22 protein-coding genes are annotated in these 18,724 nt (G+C 52.0%); 2 read left to right on the forward strand and 20 right to left on the reverse strand.

Features of this window, described 5'->3' with window-relative positions:
- Positions 1-2 precede the first annotated feature (2 nt).
- The 5 genes from AMM48_RS02200 to AMM48_RS02220 all read right to left on the reverse strand — a co-directional run bounded on the left by AMM48_RS02200 (position 3) and on the right by AMM48_RS02220 (position 3,946).
- The gene (locus AMM48_RS02200; RefSeq protein ID WP_101300519.1) at positions 3-293 is read right to left on the reverse strand and encodes an integration host factor subunit alpha; all 291 of its coding nucleotides are present in this window, start codon (positions 291-293) and stop codon (positions 3-5) included.
- A gap of 159 nt (positions 294-452) precedes the next feature.
- Positions 453-1,424: a beta-ketoacyl-ACP synthase III gene (locus AMM48_RS02205; protein WP_102782755.1), complete on the reverse strand. Its 972-nt coding sequence runs from the start codon at positions 1,422-1,424 to the stop codon at positions 453-455.
- Between the two features lie 41 nt (positions 1,425-1,465).
- Positions 1,466-2,536 carry a phosphate acyltransferase PlsX gene (gene plsX / locus AMM48_RS02210; protein WP_051145985.1) on the reverse strand — a complete coding sequence of 357 codons (1,071 nt, stop codon included), beginning with the start codon at positions 2,534-2,536 and terminating at the stop codon, positions 1,466-1,468.
- 254 nt (positions 2,537-2,790) lie between these two features.
- Positions 2,791-3,369: a YceD family protein gene (locus AMM48_RS02215; RefSeq protein WP_022732268.1), complete on the reverse strand. Its 579-nt coding sequence runs from the start codon at positions 3,367-3,369 to the stop codon at positions 2,791-2,793.
- Positions 3,370-3,388: 19 nt separating this feature from the next.
- Positions 3,389-3,946, reverse strand: coding sequence for a ubiquinol-cytochrome C chaperone family protein (locus AMM48_RS02220; protein WP_244271092.1), 558 nt, complete (start codon positions 3,944-3,946; stop codon positions 3,389-3,391).
- Between the two features lie 155 nt (positions 3,947-4,101).
- On the opposite strand from AMM48_RS02220, the gene bamE reads away from it, so the two are divergent.
- A complete protein-coding gene (gene bamE / locus AMM48_RS02225) occupies positions 4,102-4,551 on the forward strand; it encodes an outer membrane protein assembly factor BamE (RefSeq protein WP_022732269.1) in 450 nt (149 codons plus the stop codon).
- A gap of 28 nt (positions 4,552-4,579) precedes the next feature.
- Here the strand turns inward: bamE and thiL are convergent, their stop codons facing one another.
- The 9 genes from thiL to rpiB all read right to left on the reverse strand — a co-directional run bounded on the left by thiL (position 4,580) and on the right by rpiB (position 11,699).
- Complete coding sequence (gene thiL / locus AMM48_RS02230; protein ID WP_102782757.1) at positions 4,580-5,554, reverse strand: thiamine-phosphate kinase; 975 nt, start codon at positions 5,552-5,554, stop codon at positions 4,580-4,582.
- Position 5,555: 1 nt separating this feature from the next.
- Positions 5,556-6,053, reverse strand: a complete 498-nt coding sequence (nusB, locus tag AMM48_RS02235; protein ID WP_102782758.1) for a transcription antitermination factor NusB — start codon at positions 6,051-6,053, stop codon at positions 5,556-5,558.
- Entirely contained in the window at positions 6,053-6,517 is a 465-nt protein-coding gene (ribH, locus tag AMM48_RS02240) for a 6,7-dimethyl-8-ribityllumazine synthase (protein ID WP_022732272.1), read from the reverse strand. Before ribH ends, nusB begins: the two co-directional genes overlap by 1 nt.
- A gap of 4 nt (positions 6,518-6,521) precedes the next feature.
- Positions 6,522-7,676 (reverse strand): 3,4-dihydroxy-2-butanone-4-phosphate synthase, encoded by a 1,155-nt coding sequence (ribB, locus tag AMM48_RS02245; protein WP_102782759.1) that lies wholly within the window; start codon positions 7,674-7,676, stop codon positions 6,522-6,524.
- Between the two features lie 6 nt (positions 7,677-7,682).
- Complete coding sequence (locus tag AMM48_RS02250) at positions 7,683-8,270, reverse strand: riboflavin synthase (protein WP_102782760.1); 588 nt, start codon at positions 8,268-8,270, stop codon at positions 7,683-7,685.
- A 4-nt stretch (positions 8,271-8,274) separates the two neighbouring features.
- Entirely contained in the window at positions 8,275-9,396 is a 1,122-nt protein-coding gene (gene ribD, locus AMM48_RS02255) for a bifunctional diaminohydroxyphosphoribosylaminopyrimidine deaminase/5-amino-6-(5-phosphoribosylamino)uracil reductase RibD (RefSeq protein ID WP_102782761.1), read from the reverse strand.
- Complete coding sequence (nrdR, locus tag AMM48_RS02260) at positions 9,396-9,869, reverse strand: transcriptional regulator NrdR (RefSeq protein WP_022732276.1); 474 nt, start codon at positions 9,867-9,869, stop codon at positions 9,396-9,398. The genes ribD and nrdR overlap by 1 nt, the downstream gene beginning before the upstream one ends.
- Before the next feature lie 24 nt (positions 9,870-9,893).
- The gene (gene glyA, locus AMM48_RS02265; RefSeq protein ID WP_101300531.1) at positions 9,894-11,168 is read right to left on the reverse strand and encodes a serine hydroxymethyltransferase; all 1,275 of its coding nucleotides are present in this window, start codon (positions 11,166-11,168) and stop codon (positions 9,894-9,896) included.
- Positions 11,169-11,264: 96 nt separating this feature from the next.
- Positions 11,265-11,699: a ribose 5-phosphate isomerase B gene (gene rpiB, locus AMM48_RS02270; protein ID WP_102782762.1), complete on the reverse strand. Its 435-nt coding sequence runs from the start codon at positions 11,697-11,699 to the stop codon at positions 11,265-11,267.
- Between the two features lie 460 nt (positions 11,700-12,159).
- Between rpiB and AMM48_RS02275 the strand changes: the two genes are divergently transcribed.
- Complete coding sequence (locus AMM48_RS02275) at positions 12,160-12,579, forward strand: MucR family transcriptional regulator (protein WP_101300534.1); 420 nt, start codon at positions 12,160-12,162, stop codon at positions 12,577-12,579.
- Between the two features lie 132 nt (positions 12,580-12,711).
- On the opposite strand, the gene AMM48_RS02280 is transcribed toward AMM48_RS02275, so the two are convergent.
- The 6 genes from AMM48_RS02280 to AMM48_RS02305 form a co-directional block, all read right to left on the reverse strand.
- Positions 12,712-13,818: a branched-chain amino acid ABC transporter substrate-binding protein gene (locus AMM48_RS02280; RefSeq protein ID WP_022732280.1), complete on the reverse strand. Its 1,107-nt coding sequence runs from the start codon at positions 13,816-13,818 to the stop codon at positions 12,712-12,714.
- A 208-nt stretch (positions 13,819-14,026) separates the two neighbouring features.
- The gene (locus tag AMM48_RS02285; protein ID WP_022732281.1) at positions 14,027-14,380 is read right to left on the reverse strand and encodes a DUF6867 family protein; all 354 of its coding nucleotides are present in this window, start codon (positions 14,378-14,380) and stop codon (positions 14,027-14,029) included.
- Between the two features lie 10 nt (positions 14,381-14,390).
- Positions 14,391-15,101: an ABC transporter ATP-binding protein gene (locus tag AMM48_RS02290; RefSeq protein ID WP_028791542.1), complete on the reverse strand. Its 711-nt coding sequence runs from the start codon at positions 15,099-15,101 to the stop codon at positions 14,391-14,393.
- Positions 15,102-15,121: 20 nt separating this feature from the next.
- The gene (locus AMM48_RS02295) at positions 15,122-15,979 is read right to left on the reverse strand and encodes an ABC transporter ATP-binding protein (RefSeq protein WP_022732283.1); all 858 of its coding nucleotides are present in this window, start codon (positions 15,977-15,979) and stop codon (positions 15,122-15,124) included.
- A complete protein-coding gene (gene livM, locus AMM48_RS02300; protein ID WP_102782763.1) occupies positions 15,976-17,496 on the reverse strand; it encodes a high-affinity branched-chain amino acid ABC transporter permease LivM in 1,521 nt (506 codons plus the stop codon). The genes AMM48_RS02295 and livM overlap by 4 nt, the downstream gene beginning before the upstream one ends.
- Positions 17,496-18,419, reverse strand: a complete 924-nt coding sequence (locus AMM48_RS02305; RefSeq protein WP_022732285.1) for a branched-chain amino acid ABC transporter permease — start codon at positions 18,417-18,419, stop codon at positions 17,496-17,498. The genes livM and AMM48_RS02305 overlap by 1 nt, the downstream gene beginning before the upstream one ends.
- Between the last annotated feature and the right edge of the window lie 305 nt (positions 18,420-18,724).

The raw sequence follows: 18,724 nt of genomic DNA on the forward strand, positions 1-18,724 counted from the left end.
TCTTAAGCGTTAATGCGGGCTTTCAGCACCTGCGACGGTCGGAACACAAGAACCTTCCGCGGCAAGATGGGCACTTCGTCACCCGTTTTAGGATTCCGTCCGATACGCTGGCCTTTCTGACGCACAGAGAAGCTTCCAAACGAGGAAATCTTCACCACTTCGTCTTTGATCAACGCGGTCGAAATTTCATCAAGAACAGTTTCAAGTAGCTGGGCGGACTCGTTCCGCGACAGACCTACTTCCTGGTAAACGGCTTCAGCGAGATCCGCACGGGTAATCGTTGTTTCCGACATAACAGGCCGCCTCCTTATTTCGGGACTATATACACAAGGCTATATCTGGTGGCGAAATCAGTCAATATCAACAGGATACACTGCTTTATGGCGGAATGTTGTGATTTTTAAGGAAATGGCGTTCTTTTCTGCCTAACAGCAAAGATAACTGCCGTCATTTTACCAGCGAACGAGCGACGCACCCCAGGTAAAACCACCACCCATCGCTTCAAGAATAACGATATCGCCGCGTTTAATGCGTCCGTCATGCACGGCTTCTGCCAATGCCAGGGGAATCGACGCAGCCGACGTATTGGCGTGACGATCAACAGTCACCACAACCTTGTCTGGCGAAATTCCGAATTTCTTGGCCGTACTGTCAAGGATGCGACGGTTCGCCTGATGGGGAACCAGCCAGTCAATGTCAGCGGCCTCAAGCCCGGTATCAGCAAGAACTTCACGAATCACACCGGCCAAATTGGTTACGGCATGACGGAAGACTTCTTTGCCTTCCATCCGCAGATGTCCAACGGTCTGGGTGGCAGATGGGCCGCCGTCAACATAAAGAAGTTCATACTTACTGCCGTCTGAATGCAAACGGCTGGCATGGATGCCCTGATCTTCGAGCGTTCCGGTACCTTCAAATCCCTGAACGACAACAGCCCCTGCCCCGTCACCAAACAGAACACAGGTCCGGCGGTCTTCCCAGTCAAGGATACGCGAAAATGTTTCGGCACCAATCACAAGGGCGGTTTTGGCCTGACCGTTACGGATATACATATCAGCTGTCGTCAAACCGTAGATGAAGCCAGAACATACCGCCTGAACGTCAAAGGCAAAGCCGGTAACACCAAGACGGTGTTGAACCTTGGTCGCGGTCGCCGGGAATGTATTATCAGGTGTAGCAGTCGCAACAATAATCAGATCAATATCAGCAGCAGTAACACCGGCATGTTCCATCGCCTTTTTTGCCGCCTCAACCGCCAGATCACTGGTGGTCTGGTCGTCGGCTGCAATGTGACGTTGACGAATACCTGTGCGCGCAACAATCCATTCATCGGATGTATCGACGCGCTTTGCCAACTCGTCATTGGTTACGACATTTGCAGGAAGGTAGGAGCCGCAACCAATAATGCGAGAACGAACTGTCATGATGTGAAGACCGCCAGTTTTCTAGTATTTTGTTGAATTTATCAGTCGGCCTGACCGGCAGAAACAGCAATTTCTTCTACTGTTTTACCCGACATGGCCTGTTCAAAGGCAGCAAGTTCATTTTTGATGCTGTCATTGAGATTATTCACAATCAGATCATGGCAAACGCCAATCGCATTTGAGAACCCAAGAGCATCCGTGCCGCCGTGGCTTTTAACAGCTATACCGTTAAGGCCAAGCAACATCGCACCGTTGTAGCGGCGCGGATCCATACGGTCGCGAAAACGCTGAAGCGAACGACGCGCAAGAAGATAGCCAAGTTTGGCAAAGAATGAACTTTTGAAGGTTTCACGCAGAAAATGCACAAGAAGTCGTGCTGTGCCTTCTGCTGTTTTAAGGGCAACGTTGCCGGTAAAACCATCGGTGACGATCACATCGACCGTACCTTTTGCAAGATCATCGCCCTCGACAAAACCAGCAAAGCGGATCGGCAAATCAATTTCGCGCAGGATCACCGCAGCCTTCTTGACCGATTCGTTGCCTTTAAGCTCTTCAATGCCAACGTTAAGCAAGCCAACCGACGGTTTTTCAAGGCCAAACAGAATGCGGGTAAATACTTCTCCCATCAGGGCGAACTGCACCAGATTGTTTTCATCACATTCAATGTTGGCACCAAGATCAAGCATGACGGTTTCGCCACGCTGGGTTGGCATATATGTCGCAATGGCGGGACGATCGATACCGCGCACGGTTTTCAGAACGAATTTTGCCATCGCCATCAACGCGCCGGTATTCCCGGCCGATATAACACCCTGTGCGCTACCGTCTTTGACCGCATTGATCGCCAGACGCATGCTGGAGTCACGGCGCTGACGCAGCGCGACAGAAGGCTTGTCGTCCATCGTGACTTCTTGCGAAGCGTGGCGAACCTCGCTCACCGCTTTCAATGCTGGGTATTTGGCAAGCAGCGGCGTAAGTCGCGCTTCATCGCCAAACATCAAAAACTTGAGATGGGGGAGCCTCTTAAGTGCGATCTCGGCACCAGCTACGACCATCTCTGGCGCGTGGTCTCCTCCCATCGCGTCAAGTGATATGCAAACCTGTTCAGGCAACGTCTTCTCTTATGGTTGTTCTAAAACATCTGAACCGGATTTCCGGCAGGTAGCCCTTTGGACCGTCACCTGTCATCTATTGGCCGGAACGCCCGTAATTACCGGAATTCTCGACCAGATACAAGGTAAAGCACACGAACCGAACCAACCTTACCAGTGTAACCGACCCGCACTGTATTCCATAAAAGTGAAATGCCGGTAAAGACCGGCATCCCACCTGACACATCGTGTCAAATTTTCAAGCCGAAACCGGCTTACTTCTTCTTTTCAAGCTGCTCTTTGAGACCAGCAAGCTTGGCAAACGGGTTCGGGCGTTCTTCATCAGCTTCTTCTTCGATCAAAGCAGCCTCAGGAAGTTCTGCGCCATCTTTGCGCGGATACGGGTTCATTGCGACGGCCAAAAATTGCGAAACGACCTCACCCACATCAATTTTGCCATCAACAAGCGGTTCTGGCTGATCAAGAAGCGCCATCAGTTCATCTTCCGACAGGTCTTCAAGGTCATCAGGGTTTGACGGCATGTCTTCTTCTGACACGTGCGGTGAGAACAGTACTTTGACCTCGTCTTCAACCATTTCAGGCACAGGTTCAAGTGTCGTCACACAGCTCTGTACGATCTGCGCATGCATTGGGCCGCGCACCGTTACTTCGCCATTTGATGCCGCAATGATTGTCAGTTCAGCCGTCAGGCTGTCAATCGAGACCAACTCAAACCGTTTGGCCAAGGCCGCACGTTCCTGTGCGCTGGCTTCAAGGATGATTTTCTCTTTTTTACTGACCTGTTCTTCAGTGTTGACGATGCGGGAAAATTCCGGGGTATATTTTTTAGACATGGGTGGACTCTTTTTTCAATTAGTTTGCGGTTACGGCGGGCACCGGCACAGCCGGGAAACGCACATCGCCGTTTTGTATTTCTGAGACTGGCTGTTTTTCAAGCATGGTCAGTGCGTCATGCACATAGCCAACCAATGCCATCAGTTGTTCGTCACGGACTTCGGTATCGGCATAAAGATTGCGGCTCAAGGCAGCGGCAAGTTCGGCAGCACCACTTTGCACACCTTCTTCATATGCAACGATCCGACCGTGGTAGGATTCCGACATTTTACGAATGCGCTTTAAAATTCCAACGTCGCCAATGCCCATTTCACGCATGTTTTGATCAAGATCAGCAAACATCACGTCAAATACCTTCTGCGCCAGATCTTTGTCACCATTTTCGGTTTTCAAGCGGCGAAACAGGATGAAGGCATGGACCAGAATAAGGTCAAATCTGCCCTCCAGCGTATCGGCAACGCCCAGCTTTGAATAGAATACGGGCTGGCGCGCCTGGGTGACCATTGCGGTGTAAAGATCGAACGCAGCCGACTGGTTGCGGTCTTTTTTCTTAAGCCATCCAAACAACAGTAACACTCCTTCGTTGACATTCCTGTCGTGGCACGCAGAATGCCGTAAATCTTCAGGGGCGCATCTGCCCCAAACATTGCCCGGCAATATCATGCGCATCGCGCAGAAACTCAAGGCAATTCCGGTTTGGTTTCAATAAGAGGGTCGCTCTGGTGAGCTTCATGCACAATAAAACTACACGCATTCCCCTGATGATGCTGGCAGGACTGGCCGTCCTGTATGTATCGGCTTGCAGTCCCCGGGTCGCGTCGCGCGGTAACGCGCCGGAACCAGAAATGCTTGAACAGATCACAATCGGAGAATCGACCAAGGGCGACGTCACCGATATTTTGGGCTCCCCATCCACCGTCGCCGCGTTCGACGAAAATGTATGGCTTTATATTTCGCGCAGGACGGAAACCGTCGCCTTTTTTGCCCCCGAAACCGTTGAGCAAAAAGTGGTCCTGATCAGCTTTGACAAGGCAAACCGTGTCGACATCCTAAGCGAATATGATCTTGAAGACGGCAAACCAGTTATTCCATCAGATCGTGTCACGCCGACCGAAGGTCGTGAAATGACCATTCTGCAACAGCTGTTTGGCAACCTTGGTCGTTTCAGTGAAGGCAAATAGAACAGCATCCTGATAAAATATTCAGGCTTTATCGAAAATGGTCGAACCCGCCCGGTGCGAGTTCGGCCATTTTGCCATCTGGCCCGATCAATTCGACTTGTCCAACCTTATCGGTAACCGTGCCGATAACCGTCACCTGATCCCCCAATGCGGCCACGTCATCTGGCGCGCCCGCGATCAGCAATTCATAGTCGTCGCCGCCAGCCAAAACGTTCTGCCATCGGTTTTCATCATGCTCAACGGCTTGCAACGCGGCATTTGACAGCGGGATTTTCATTCGATCAATCGTCATGCCAACGTTTGATGCAGCACAAATCTTGCGACAATCCCCCGCCAACCCATCCGATATATCCATCGCAGCAAACCGTTTTCCCAATGCAACGCAGGATTTCGCGATGTCAATGCGTGGACGAGGCAACCAATAGCGGTCTTTTAAGTGATCGCGCGCCACGTCATCAAGGTCATTACAGTCCTCCGCCAGGACGGCCAAACCAATCGCCGCGTCACCCAACGTACCGGTAACGGCCAAAAGGTCGCCGGGCCGCGCCTGATCGCGTCGCAAAGCCCTGCCCGTCGCGACATATCCGAATGCCGTCAGACTGAAAAATGTTGGACCGGGTGTTCCGACCGTATCCCCACCCATCAACGCAACCGAATAGGCCGCACAATCTTCGCCAAAACCTTTGGCAAAACATTCTATCCAGTCTTCGGACACATCGGGGCCATATCCTGCCGTCAGAACCACGCCAAGCGGGGTCGCGCCCATCGCGGCCAGATCCGAAAGGTTCACACGCAGAACCTTCTTGGCGATCAACTCAGGGGCATCAAGATTGCGGAAATGGACGTCGGAAACCAACGCGTCGGTGGTGACGACAACTTCACAGCCGGTTGGCGGTGTAAAGACTGCGGCATCATCTTTAAGCGACAATGCCGCAGGATCACGCAGTGCAATAGGCGCAAAATGGCGCGCGATCAGATCAAATTCCCCTGACCGCGCTGCCATATCAGCTGTTCCCGGCTTCACCGGCACGCAGCGTTTTGCCAATACGGTCAAGCACCGCATTGACAAGTTTCGGTTCATTCTCATCAAAGAATGAATGTGCTGCATCGACATATTCGGTGATGACAACGCGCATCGGAACGTCTTCACGCGCCATAAGTTCATAGGTGCCTGCACGCATGATGCAGCGCAGAACCGTCTCTAAACGTTTGGTTGTCCAGCCTTTTTCAAGCGCGCCATCGATCAAGGCATCGATATCAACCATGCGGGCCGCGACCCCCTGAACCAGATCGGCAAAGAAGCCGCGATCCGGATCAATCAAATCGTCATTGGTGATATCAAGATCACGTCCACCTTCGCCATCAAGACGAAAATCGGAATATTCCCGAACGATGTCACCGGCCGAAAGCTGCGACAATTCGGCCTGGTAAAGTGCCTGAATGGCGGAAAAACGCGCTGCGCTGCGCCGCTGTGCGGCAGATGCCTTTGGTTTATCAGTCATTACTTGTGATGGATTCCAAAATGGTTTTGAACTTCGATCATCCGCAGAACAGCTTTGGCAGCTTCGCCACCCTTGTTCTTCTGATCGGCCTTACAGCGTGCGATTGCCTGTGCCTCATCCTCAACGGTCAGGATACCGTTCCCGATCGCCAGTCGAAGATCAAGGCAAAGCTGCATCAGAGCACGGTTGGCTTCTTCGCAGATATGATCGTAATGGGTCGTTTCGCCACGGATAACACAACCAAGAGCAAGATACCCGTCATAGCGTGGACCAGTTGCAAGCTCTTGCATCGATTGTACCGCATAACGGATGGCAATTGGCACTTCGAACGCGCCTGATACCGAAATACGGTCCCACGTTGCGCCACCAGCTTCCAAAGTAGATGCAGCCCCCTTCACGAGGTCTTCAACGATATGCGTGTAATACGGCGCATCCACAATCAAAATGTGGGGGGCGTTTTTCATGGTTTTATTCCTCCGAGACGACAAGCGGACGCTGATCAACCAGATTTAGGCCGAAGCCGTCAAGTCCTACAATGTGGCGTTTGGTATTTGAAAGCAGAATCATGTCGCGAATGCCCAGGTCATGCAAGATTTGCGCGCCAACACCATAATCGCGCAAATCTGTTTCACCAGTTTCCTGTGCCAATTCCTGACGCAGGGCTTCGCCGTCTCCGCCATTCATCTCAATCAGTTTTGCAACAGAAGAAGACAGGCTGTTGGGCCGCGGCTCACGGATCAGGACAACGACGCCCCGTCCCTCATCGCCAATCTGCCGCATTGCGGCTGCCAAATGGCCATGATGACCCGACTGGGTATCGCCCAACACATCATCAAGAACATTAAGCGCATGCACACGGGTCAAGACTGGCGCGTCATCGCTGATGTCGCCTTTTACAAGCGCGATATGTTCGGCATAGGTGACGTTGTTGACATACAGATGAAGGTCAAACTCGCCGCCATTGGAACTTTTGATCTTCGTCGTTGCCTTGCGCTGCACGACTTTCTCGTGCTTGCGGCGATACCGGATCAAATCGGCAATCTGTGCGATTTTAAGGTCGTGTTTCTTGGCAAATTCAACAAGTTCCGGCAGGCGCGCCATTTCGCCGGAATCGCTCATGATTTCGCAAATCACGCCCGATGCATTCAATCCGGCAAGACGCGCAATATCAACCGATGCCTCGGTATGACCAGCCCGAACAAGCACCCCGCCTGCCCGCGCACGCAGCGGAAACACATGGCCTGGTGTCACGATATCATGCCGCCCCGCGTTCGGATCAATGGCAACCGCCACCGTACGCGCACGGTCCGGTGCAGAAATCCCGGTGGTGACACCTGTTTTTGCCTCAATCGACACGGTAAAGGCCGTTTCGTGACGCGTGCCGTTATGGGCACTCATCATTGTCAGACCCAATTCGTCGCACCGCTCGTTCTCAAGGGTCAAACAGATCAACCCGCGCCCGTGGGTCGCCATGAAGTTAATGGCATCCGGAGTTGCCATCTGAGCGGGAATGACAAGGTCGCCTTCGTTTTCGCGGTCTTCATCATCGACCAGAATAAACATCCGACCATTGCGGGCTTCTTCGATGACGTCTTCAATCGGCGAAAGATAATTGTTTGGCATCTGTGATCAATCCTTGCCCAGCATGCGCGCAACGTAGCGTGCAAGCATGTCGATTTCGAAATTGATCCGGTCACCCGGCTGCTTCGAACCCAACGTGGTGTGTATCTGTGTATGAGGTATCAGATTGATACCGAAAGTGTTTCCGTCAACCTCATTGACCGTCAAAGATACACCTTCAAGGGTCACAGACCCCTTTGATGCGATATATTTGGCAAAGGTTTCCGGCACTTCAAAGGTCAGACGCAAGGAATCGCCTTCAGGAACACGTTTGGTCAGTATCGCGACACCGTCCACATGACCCGACACGATATGCCCGCCCAGTTCGTCGCCAACACGTGTCGCTTGTTCAAGATTAACTTTCGATCCCGTCGACAGATCGCCAAGCGTGGTCCGGTCAAGACTTTCGGCAGACGCTTCGATCGCAAACCAGTTGTCGCCGGTTTCAATCACGGTCATGCACGCGCCATTGCACGCAATTGATGCTCCCAAAACGATCTTGGACGTATCAAATGATGTGGTGAATTCAAAACGGGTATCGCCCGTTTTCTCAATTGCGCGAACGTTTGCAATATCGGTGATAATGCCAGTAAACATGCACTTAATCCGTTTTATTGTCGTAAGTTATCACGATATCTTCACCTATTTCGCGAACCGAAACACGTTCGAACCGTGGCATATCTGAAAGCTGTTTGACACCCAGTGCCGCGACCATTGCCTTGCCATCATCGCCCATCATCAACGGGGCCGTAAAATGAACGACCCGATCAACACAGTCCGCTTTGATCAGCCCGGCCGCCAGGTTCCCGCCACTTTCGACCAGAACACGCGTTAGTCCCAGATCAGCCAACTTTCGCATGACGTCATGTAGGTTTAAATGATCGTCAACGCATCCCACAGCGATCACTTTTACCGAAGTTTTTTCAAATTTTTCCGATAGTTCGGCAAAGTGATCGTCTGATACGACAAGCCAGGTAGGAACTTCATTCGCGGTTTGAACAAGTTTCGCTGATGCTGGCACAGCCCCTGTGCGATCAAGAATGACGCGCACAGGCGATTGATGCTCCCGCCCGGCAAGACGACATGTCAGGGTCGGGTCATCGGCAACAACGGTGCTGGCACCAACAAGGATTGCATCATGATTGGCCCGCAGAAGATGCCCCTGCGCGCGTGCCTCTGTTCCAGTGATCCACTGACTTTCACCGTGCGCGGTCGCCGAACGTGCATCAAGGGTAGATGCCAGTTTCAGCGTCACGAAAGGACGATGACGCTCAACCCGTGACAAGAACCCTTCGTTCAAGCGGCGTGCTTCATCGCCCAGAAGGCCAACATCAACACTTATCCCTGCGTCCCGCAGCATTTGGTGGCCCCGCCCCGATACACGGGCATCGGGGTCCTCAAGCGCACTGACAACACGGGAAACACCCGCATCAATCAAACCTGATACGCATGGTGGAGATTTGCCAAAATGACTACAGGGCTCAAGAGTGACATAGGCCGTAGTCCCCTTTGCGAGGCTGCCTGCCATATCAAGTGCAACACGTTCAGCGTGCGGACGACCACCGGGTCGGGTATGACCACGCCCGACAACCACACCGTCAGGAGAAACAAGAACGCACCCAACAGCCGGGTTTGGCCAGACATTTCCCAAACCGCGTTTAGACAGGCTTAACGCGACCCGCATGAAATGCCGGTCGTCTTCTGTTAACGCGGGGGCTGTCATTACTCTGCGTCCGCCTCTTCTTCCCCGTCCTGCATGTTTTCCACGAATTGTTCGAAATCACGGGCTTCGCGGAAGTTTTTATACACTGAAGCGTAGCGCACATAGGCCACCTGATCGAGTGCGTTTAACGCCTCCATCACCATTTCACCGATGGTATCAGTGGTAATGTCACTTTCACCGCTGCTTTCGAGGCGTCGTTGAATGCCATTTAAGGCCTTTTCAACACGCTCGTCCTCGATCGGGCGTTTACGACAGGCCAGAAAGATCGACCGCGCCAGTTTGTCGCGGTCGAACAATTCGCGTTGCCCGTCGGTTTTGACAACCATCAGTTCACGCAGTTGAACACGTTCAAATGTCGTAAAACGTGATCCGCATGCAGGACAAAACCGGCGACGGCGAATAGCATGATGCTCTTCGGTCGGACGGGAATCCTTGACCTGTGTGTCAGTATGTCCGCAAAACGGGCAACGCATTTTCTTTACTCGCTCTTGGCGCGATCAGGAATAGATCGGGAAGCGTTTGCAAAGGTCTTCGACCTTCGCACGCGCAGCGGCTTCAACCTCGGAATTGCCTTCCGGGCTATCGACCATTGCGTCAAGAACATCACCGATCAGCTCACCGATCTGTTTGAATTCCTCAACACCAAACCCGCGCGTCGTACCGGCTGGTGTACCCAGACGGATACCCGAGGTGATGGTTGGTTTTTCGGTATCAAACGGAATGCCGTTTTTGTTGCACGTGATGCCCGCACGCTCAAGTGCGACTTCTGCTGTGTTGCCTTTCAGGCCCTTAGGACGAAGATCAACCAGCATCAGATGGGTATCCGTGCCACCGGTCACGATATCAAAACCGCGTTTCACCAGAACTTCTGCCAGCGCTTTGGCATTGTCGATGATCTGCTGCGTGTAATCTTTGAATTCCGGACGCAATGCTTCGCCAAAGGCAACAGCTTTTGCGGCGATCACGTGCATCAACGGACCACCCTGCAAGCCTGGGAACACAGCCGAGTTGATCTTTTTGCCGATATCAAGATTGTTCGACAGGATCATGCCCCCACGCGGACCACGAAGGGTTTTATGCGTGGTGGTGGTTACAACATCAGCATACGGAAGCGGGCTCGGATGCACACCACCGGCAACCAGACCAGCAAAATGCGCCATATCAACCATCAAAAGAGCACCGACTTTATCGGCGATTTCACGGAACCGTTTGAAATCAATCTGGCGCGGAATGGCAGAACCACCTGCAATGATCAAGGCAGGCTTGTGTTCAACAGCAAGGGCTTCGACCTGATCGTAATCAAGGGTCAGGTCATCTTCACGTACACCGTACTGGATGGCATTGAACCATTTCCCTGACAGGGCCGGACGTGCGCCATGGGTCAGATGGCCGCCGGCATCAAGCGACATCCCCAGAATAGTATCGCCCGGCTTGCACAGTGCCAGCATAACCGCACCATTCGCCTGTGCACCGGAATGCGGCTGAACGTTGACAAATTCACAGCCAAACAGTTCTTTGGCGCGGTCAATCGCAAGCTGCTCGGCAACATCAACAAATTCGCACCCGCCGTAATAACGACGCGAAGGATAACCTTCGGCATATTTGTTCGTCAGAACCGTTCCCTGAGCTTCGATCACGGCTTTGGAAACAATGTTTTCCGAAGCAATCATCTCGATCTGGTTTTGCTGACGATCCTGTTCATCGGTGACGGATTTGAACAATGCCGGATCGGCGTCGGACAAGCTGGTCGTGAAAAAGCCTTTGAACGACATGCTGGGGCCTCTCTCAATGCAATATGACGGGTTGGTGCGAACCGAAGCGAACCAACCCGGTCTGGTTGATGCCAGATGGCGGTGTAATTGGTAGGATTAAGACATCTTCGCAACACGAAGCGCGTGCCGACCGCCTTCAAACTCGGTCGAAATAAACGCATCCACGCAATCAAGTGCCTTCGCGTCACCCACGATGCGCGCGCCGAGACACAAAACATTCGCGTTGTTATGCTGACGGCAAAGCTCGGCCGAAAGGCGATCATGCGCCAAGGCAGCGCGCACTTCCGGGAAACGGTTGGCGGCAATGCTCATGCCGATCCCAGAGCCACATACAAGAATGCCCGCTTCGGATTGACCATCAATAATCGATTTGGCAACGGCTTGTGCATAGTCCGGATAATCAACAGAATCGGAGCCATTCGTTCCAAAATCGAAAACTTCAATGCCGCGATCCTTAAGAACACTGATAATTGCAGATTTAAGTTCGACGCCACCATGATCGGCAGCAATGGCAATGGTCTTTACAGTCATCGGCGCGCCCTTGAACGAAGTCAGTGATTAAATTTGAGCGCCTTGTAGCATATAGGACGCAAACTGCCAACGTGCAGGACACCCTGATCTGCAAGTTTTACGAAGACCAGATATGCGCCCCAACAACAGAAATCGTTGCGCCAGTCATGTTGTGACGCTTCACACACGCTGTAATATTATTATTGCCCCCACATACGCGCAAATGATCAAAGCGTGATGAACTTAAAGAAACACCATTAAGCACACCCAGCACGATTATTCGCAGCCCACAATATTAGTTTTTCGGACATGACCGCCTTTTAATGACAACAGACAATTGGGTGCCACTGATGTAATCGAATGTACTTTGATTAAACCATTTTATTATTAAATCCTCTTGCTCTTTTCTGTTGTTTGACTATATCGGGTAATTAGTGCATTAATTTTTATGTAATTTTCAAACTAAAGGAAACTGTCACTCATGGCTGACGCCGATAATAGCGTGCTTGATCGCGACGAACTCTTGCAGATGACCGTAGATATTGTTTCTGCATATGTGAGTAACAACGCACTTGCCGCGGCACAAATCCCTGAACTGATTTCGACCGTCTTTGGCTCGCTCGACGAAATCCGCGCCGACGAGAGCGAGCCAGAGCAAGAGCCGCTTAAACCGGCTGTTCCGATCCGCAAATCGGTTGGTGATGATTACATCATCTGCCTTGAGGACGGCAAAAAGCTGAAAATGCTGAAACGCCATCTGCGCACGACCTACAACCTGACGCCGGAAGAATACCGTGCGAAATGGGGTCTGCCATCTGATTACCCGATGGTTGCGCCGAACTATGCAAAACAGCGTTCGCAGTTTGCCAAGAAAATCGGTCTTGGTCGCAAGGCGAAGTAACACGCCCTGCCCGATCACCAAACGACTAAAACAAAAACGCCGTTCTGTTTGTTCAGAACGGCGTTTTTGCTTGAACCACCCATAAAAAAAGCCCGGCATGACGCCGGGCTTTTCCCAAATCAGATGATTTGATTATTTTGCGTAATCGTACGAACCGTTTTCCCATTCGTAGAAAACATAACCCGGAGCAGCAACATCACCTTTGGCATCAAACGAGATGGAGCCAAGAACGGTGTCGAATGCATCGCCGCTGTGCAGAGCTTCGATAACAGCTTCGGAGTCAGTGGTACCGGCTTTGGTTGCAGCCTGTGCCCAAGCCTGGATCGCACCATAGGTGTAAAGGGTATAACCTTCAGGCTTGTAGTTCTGAGCTTCGAAGTATTTTACGAGCTCAGCGTTGCGCGGATCTTTTTCAAGAGCCGGACCTGCGGTGAAGAGCGTGCCTTTACCGGCATCACCCGTGATTGACCAATACTCAAGCGAGTTCAGTGCATCACCGGAGATTGCAAGGGTATCAAGGCCCTGGCTGCGCATCTGACGAACAATCAGGCCCAGCTCGGTGTGGTAACCACCGTAATACAGGACGTCGACGCCTTCAGATTTCAGTTTGGTCACCAGTGCCGAGTAATCTTTTTCACCCGGGGTGATGGCTTCGTACATGACTTCTTCAACGCCAGCAGCGTTCATGTTTTTCTTGGTCTCGTCAGCCAGGCCTTTGGAATAAGCCTGCTTGTCGTGAACGATGGCAATTTTCTTGTCACCATAGTTTTCAGCCAAGTATTTACCAGCAACTTCACCCTGCTGGTCATCACGACCGCAAACACGGAATACGTTGTCCATGTCACGCTCGGTGAGCTGCGGGTTGGTCGAAGCCGGAGAAATCTGAACGATGCCTTCTTCGAAGTACACTTCAGAAGCCGGGATCGAAGAACCCGAGCAGAAGTGGCCAGCAACAAGTGCAACATTTTTGCTGACGAGCTGGTTGGCAACAGCCACAGCCTGTTTCGGATCGCATGCGTCATCGCCGATTTCGAGAACGACTTTTTCGCCGTTAACGCCACCAGCAGCATTGAGGTCCGCCACAGCTTTCTCGGCGCCCTTGGTCATCTGTTCGCCAAAGGCGGCATAAGGGCCGGTCATCGGACCAACGGTCGCGATAACGATGTCTGCTTTTGCCACACCCATCGAAAGTACAAGTGCAGAAGCAGTTGCCAGAAGGCCGAGCTTGGTTTTCGACATTAGAGAAGTCTCCCTGTTCCAAAGGTTGGTTCCATCACCATGACAGAACCGTCTTTCTGGACACAAAACCGGCTCGTTTTATCTTCCGATTACCGGTTTCATCTCCGTGTACTTTAACACCCATAAATTGGTGTGCAATAGTACAAAGCAATGCGCTGCCAACAATTTAGCAACGTGATGGTGGCAACACCCTGCCACCATCGAATGATCAGACGTCCGCCCCTTCACGTGCGCGGAACCCAAACGGCCCGACCCGCTCATAAAGCCACGGATATTGCGACAGCATCTTGTTGACCTTTGTCACGCGGAAGGCTGCCGACATGATCGCAAAAATGATCACCGTGTCAAAAATGTAGCCCGAAAGCGAAAGCAACTCGCCCTCGAACAACGCATAGGTCAGAAACCGGTCAGTCAGCCCCAGCAGCAATGAATACGCATAGAGCTGATGGACAGAACGCCACGTATTGGCAATCGCCTGCCCGGTCATGAACGCACAGAACCCCATCAGGATGACGGTCATTCCGATCGTGACACCAGTACTGGTACCTGTAATCGCTTCCATATCCGCCCTCCTAGTGGCCACCCTCGAGATAAGCTGCGCGGACTTCCGGATTGGCCAGAAGTTCGGCACCTGTTCCCGAAAGGGTAATGTTGCCGTTCACCATCACATAACCGCGATGGGCAAGCTTAAGCGCATGGAACGCGTTCTGCTCGACCAAGAAAACCGTAACTTTCTTCTCACGGTTGATCTTTTTGATGGTTTCAAAGATCTGCTTGACGACCAGCGGCGCAATGCCAAGCGACGGTTCATCAAGCAGCAACAAACGCGGACGCCCCATAAGCGCACGGCCAATCGCCAGCATTTGCTGCTCACCACCGGACATCGTCCCGGCACGCTGGTTGATACGTTCCTTCAGACGCGGGAACAAATCGAACACCATTTCAAGATCGTCTTCAAAATACTTCGGATCTTGGGTGTTAGCTCCCATCTGCAGGTTTTCATGCACAGACATGCGCGGGAAAATGCGACGACCTTCGGGCGACTGCTGAATACCAAGATGGCAAATCTCATGCGTTGGCATGCGACTGATATCCTGACCTTCGAACAAAATGCGTCCTTTGGTGGCCTGCGGTGACCCGCAACACGTCATCAGCAAAGTCGTCTTACCAGCACCATTGGCACCGATCAGTGTAACGATCTCACCTTCGTTGACTTCCATATCGACGCCCCGGAGGGCTTCGATATTGCCATAGAAGGTATGTACACCTTCAATTTTCAGCATGGACATATCGATCTACTCCCTCACTGCGCTTTCGGATCAAGATGAAGGTCGGCAGCGACTTCCGGCGGCAATTCATCGTCTTCATCCTCACCGAGGTAAGCACGAATAACAGCCGGATCATTCTTGACGGCATCGGGATCGCCATCGGCGATCTTTTTACCGTAATCAAGCACGATCACATGATCGGAAATCTTCATGACGACGCTCATGTCATGTTCAATCAGCAAAAGACCAATCCCCTGATCATCACGGATGCTCTGCAACAGAACATTAAGCTCCGAAGACTCTCGAGGGTTAAGGCCAGCTGCCGGTTCATCAAGACACAGCAGTGAAGGGTTCACACACATCGCACGTGCAATCTCAAGGCGACGCTGCGACCCATACGGCAGGTTGCCGGCATTCCAGTCGGCCTGATCATACAGACCAACCTTGTTCAGCCAGAATTTGGCGGTTTCAAGCGCCTCTTTCTCTGCCTTGGCATAGCGACCAAGATTGAACAAACCCGCCAGCGAAAAGGCCGATGCATCCATCAAGGCATTATGCTGTGCCACGATCAGGTTTTCCAAAACAGTCATGCCGGTAAACAGGCGAATGTTCTGGAAAGTACGTGCCACACCATTGTTGCGTGGGATACGAAAGCCTTCACTACGCTCCAAAAGACGCGGCCCATCATTGGCATAAAGCGTCAGACGACCTTCGGTCGGAACGTAGAAACCGGTAAGACAGTTAAAGACCGTGGTCTTCCCTGCCCCGTTCGGGCCGATGATTGCCGTGATCTCACCCTTTCGCGCGGTGAAAGAAAGATCATCAATGGCGACCAGACCGCCAAAGCGCATGGTCAGGTGTTCGACTTCAAGTTGGACGTTGTTGTCGGTCATTTGGCTTCTCCGGCAACTTTTTCTTTCTTGCTCATATTCAAAAGGATGGTCGGGTCACGGAAAGACAAAAGTCCACGTGGGCGCCACAACATGATGGCAACCATACCAGCCCCGAAGATCAGCATGCGATACTCGGCAAGCTCACGGAACATTTCCGGGAAGCCAATCATCACGACCGCGGCAAGCACCACACCAATCTGACTGCCCATGCCACCCATCACAACGATGGCCAGGATCACAGCAGATTCAAGGAAGGTGAAGCTTTCCGGACTGATGAAGCCCTGACGGGTTGCAAAGAACGCGCCAGCAAAACCACCAAACATCGCGCCGATTGCAAATGCAGACAGCTTGGTGTTGGTTGGATTGATGCCAAGAGAACGACAGGCGATTTCGTCTTCACGCAACGCTTCCCACGCCCGCCCGATCGGCAATTTACGCAAGCGCATGGTTACAAAGTTCGTAACCAACGCCAGAATAAGGATCAGGTAGTACAGGAAGATCAGGCGATGCATGGATGAGTATTCAATACCCATCAAATCGCCAAACCCGATGGAGCCTTCGGGAACACGGCGCGAAAATTCCGCCAGTCCAAAGAAACTCGGACGTTCAATGGACGAAATGCCATCCGGGCCACCGGTCAAATCATACCAGTTGATCAAGATAACACGGATGATTTCACCAAAGCCCAAGGTCACAATCGCCAGATAATCACCCCGAAGCCGTAGAACCGGGAAGCCCAGAATAATGCCAAAGCTTGCGGCAAAGATACCGGCAAGCGGCAGGCACAGCCAGAAGCTCAGATCGAAGTTCTGCGACAGCAATGCATAGGAATATGCACCAACAGCGTAGAAGGCCACATAGCCAAGATCAAGAAGACCGGCCAGCCCCACCACGATGTTCAACCCCCAACCGAGCATGATGTAAATCATAACAAGGGTTGCAAGGTCGATCGCAGAACGGTTTTCACCAAAGATCAACGGGAAAATGAAGAAGAAGATAATCCCGATTAAACCGATTTTTTTGGTATTGGACCGATAGGCAACCTGAATTTTCGATGAAATTTTCGTGCTTTCATCAACGACAACAGCACTCTTTTCCTTCATCGAGAAGTACGCGATGGCAAAAACAATCGCGAGGAAACAGACCGTCACAACAATACTTGTGAAGCTGCCAACCGCCATGTCGAGAACCACAGGCGATGCCCAACGGTCGTCCATGTCGCGGAAACGCACAAACATTTCGAAAACGCAAACTGCAGCTAGCGTAATCATGAGGGCCTGAACCAGACGTGAAATACCTTCACGACGAATGATCAGGGCAAGACGGCCAACAACCGTCGACCCAATTGCGATCAGGACAAGGTCCCATCGTACAGCCAGTTCAAGCCCAGTAGGACGGTCAACGGTCTCGACCCCAAGGATCATGACCGACATGAGCAGCGCAATCACGGCAAAGAACGCGAGTTCCTTGACGATCTCTGAGCCGCTGGTACGAGATGAAGCAAATGCAGAAGACATCAGACTTTCTCCACCTCAGGCTTACCAAGCAGACCCCAAGGGCGGAAGATCAGCACGAGAACGAGAATACCGAACGTCGCAACGTCCTTGTATTCAATCGTGAGATACCCCGACCAGAATGCCTCGATCAGACCAATCAAGAGCCCGCCGAGCATCGCACCTGGAAGTGAACCGATACCGCCCAGAACAGCGGCGGTGAAGGCTTTCACGCCAGCAAGAAAGCCGATGTAGAAATCAATCACACCATAATACAGTGTCACCATCATCCCTGCGACCGATGCCAGGGCAGCACCCATGACAAAGGTTGTCGAAATTGTGCGGTCGACATTGACGCCCAGAAGGCCCGCCATTGTGCGATCCTGTTCACAAGCGCGCTGCGCACGACCCAGTGATGTTTTGGCAATCAGTGTAGAGAACACGACCATCAGCACAAAGGTCAGAACAATAATGATGATCTGCATATAGCTCAGCTGAACATCGAAGTTCGCACTTTTCATCATGGTGATGCCGCCTTCAATAAGCGGCTGCATCGGCTTAACGCGTGCACCTTGAGAAATCTGAACGAAGTTCTGCAGGAAGATGGACATGCCGATGGCAGAAATCAGCGCTGCAAGCCGGAATGATCCGCGCAGCGGCCGGTATGCGACCCGTTCAACGCCCCAACCATAGATCGAGGTCAGAACCATTGAAACGAACAGCATCAAAAGAAGTGTGAGCGGTAAAATACCGCTAATCCCTGCTGCCTGACAGATCAGGAAGGTGATCAGGGAGTGAAACGCACCGATCATATAGATCTCGCCGTGCGCGAAGTTGATCATGCCGATGATGCCATACACCATGGTGTAACCGATGGCGATCAGACCATAGATGGCTCCCAGCGTCAGACCGTTGATCAATTGTTGTAGGAAATAAGCCCAATCCATTGCACAACCTTAGATTTGGCACAGACAAACAAGGTCTTCGCCTGATCAACAGAAGGCATCAAGTCATAGATATATGTATTGATTGGATGAGACATAGTCTCCCCCTTGCCCCCTTGCAAACCCCGCAAAGCCTCCGTCTTATTGTTATCGGGTAGGACCCCGTTTAGCTCCCGGAGACGGCCATTCTTTTTGTGGCTCTTCCGTCCGGGAACGCGATTAGAGCGCAAACCTTAGACACATGTGTTCAAAGGCTGCAAGCGGCTTTCGGAATTTAGCAGAAATCACCAAATCCGGATTTGGAATTG

It is taken from the genome of Thalassospira sp. GB04J01 (assembly GCF_000751115.1).
Taxonomy (GTDB): Bacteria; Pseudomonadota; Alphaproteobacteria; order Rhodospirillales; family Thalassospiraceae; genus Thalassospira; species Thalassospira lucentensis.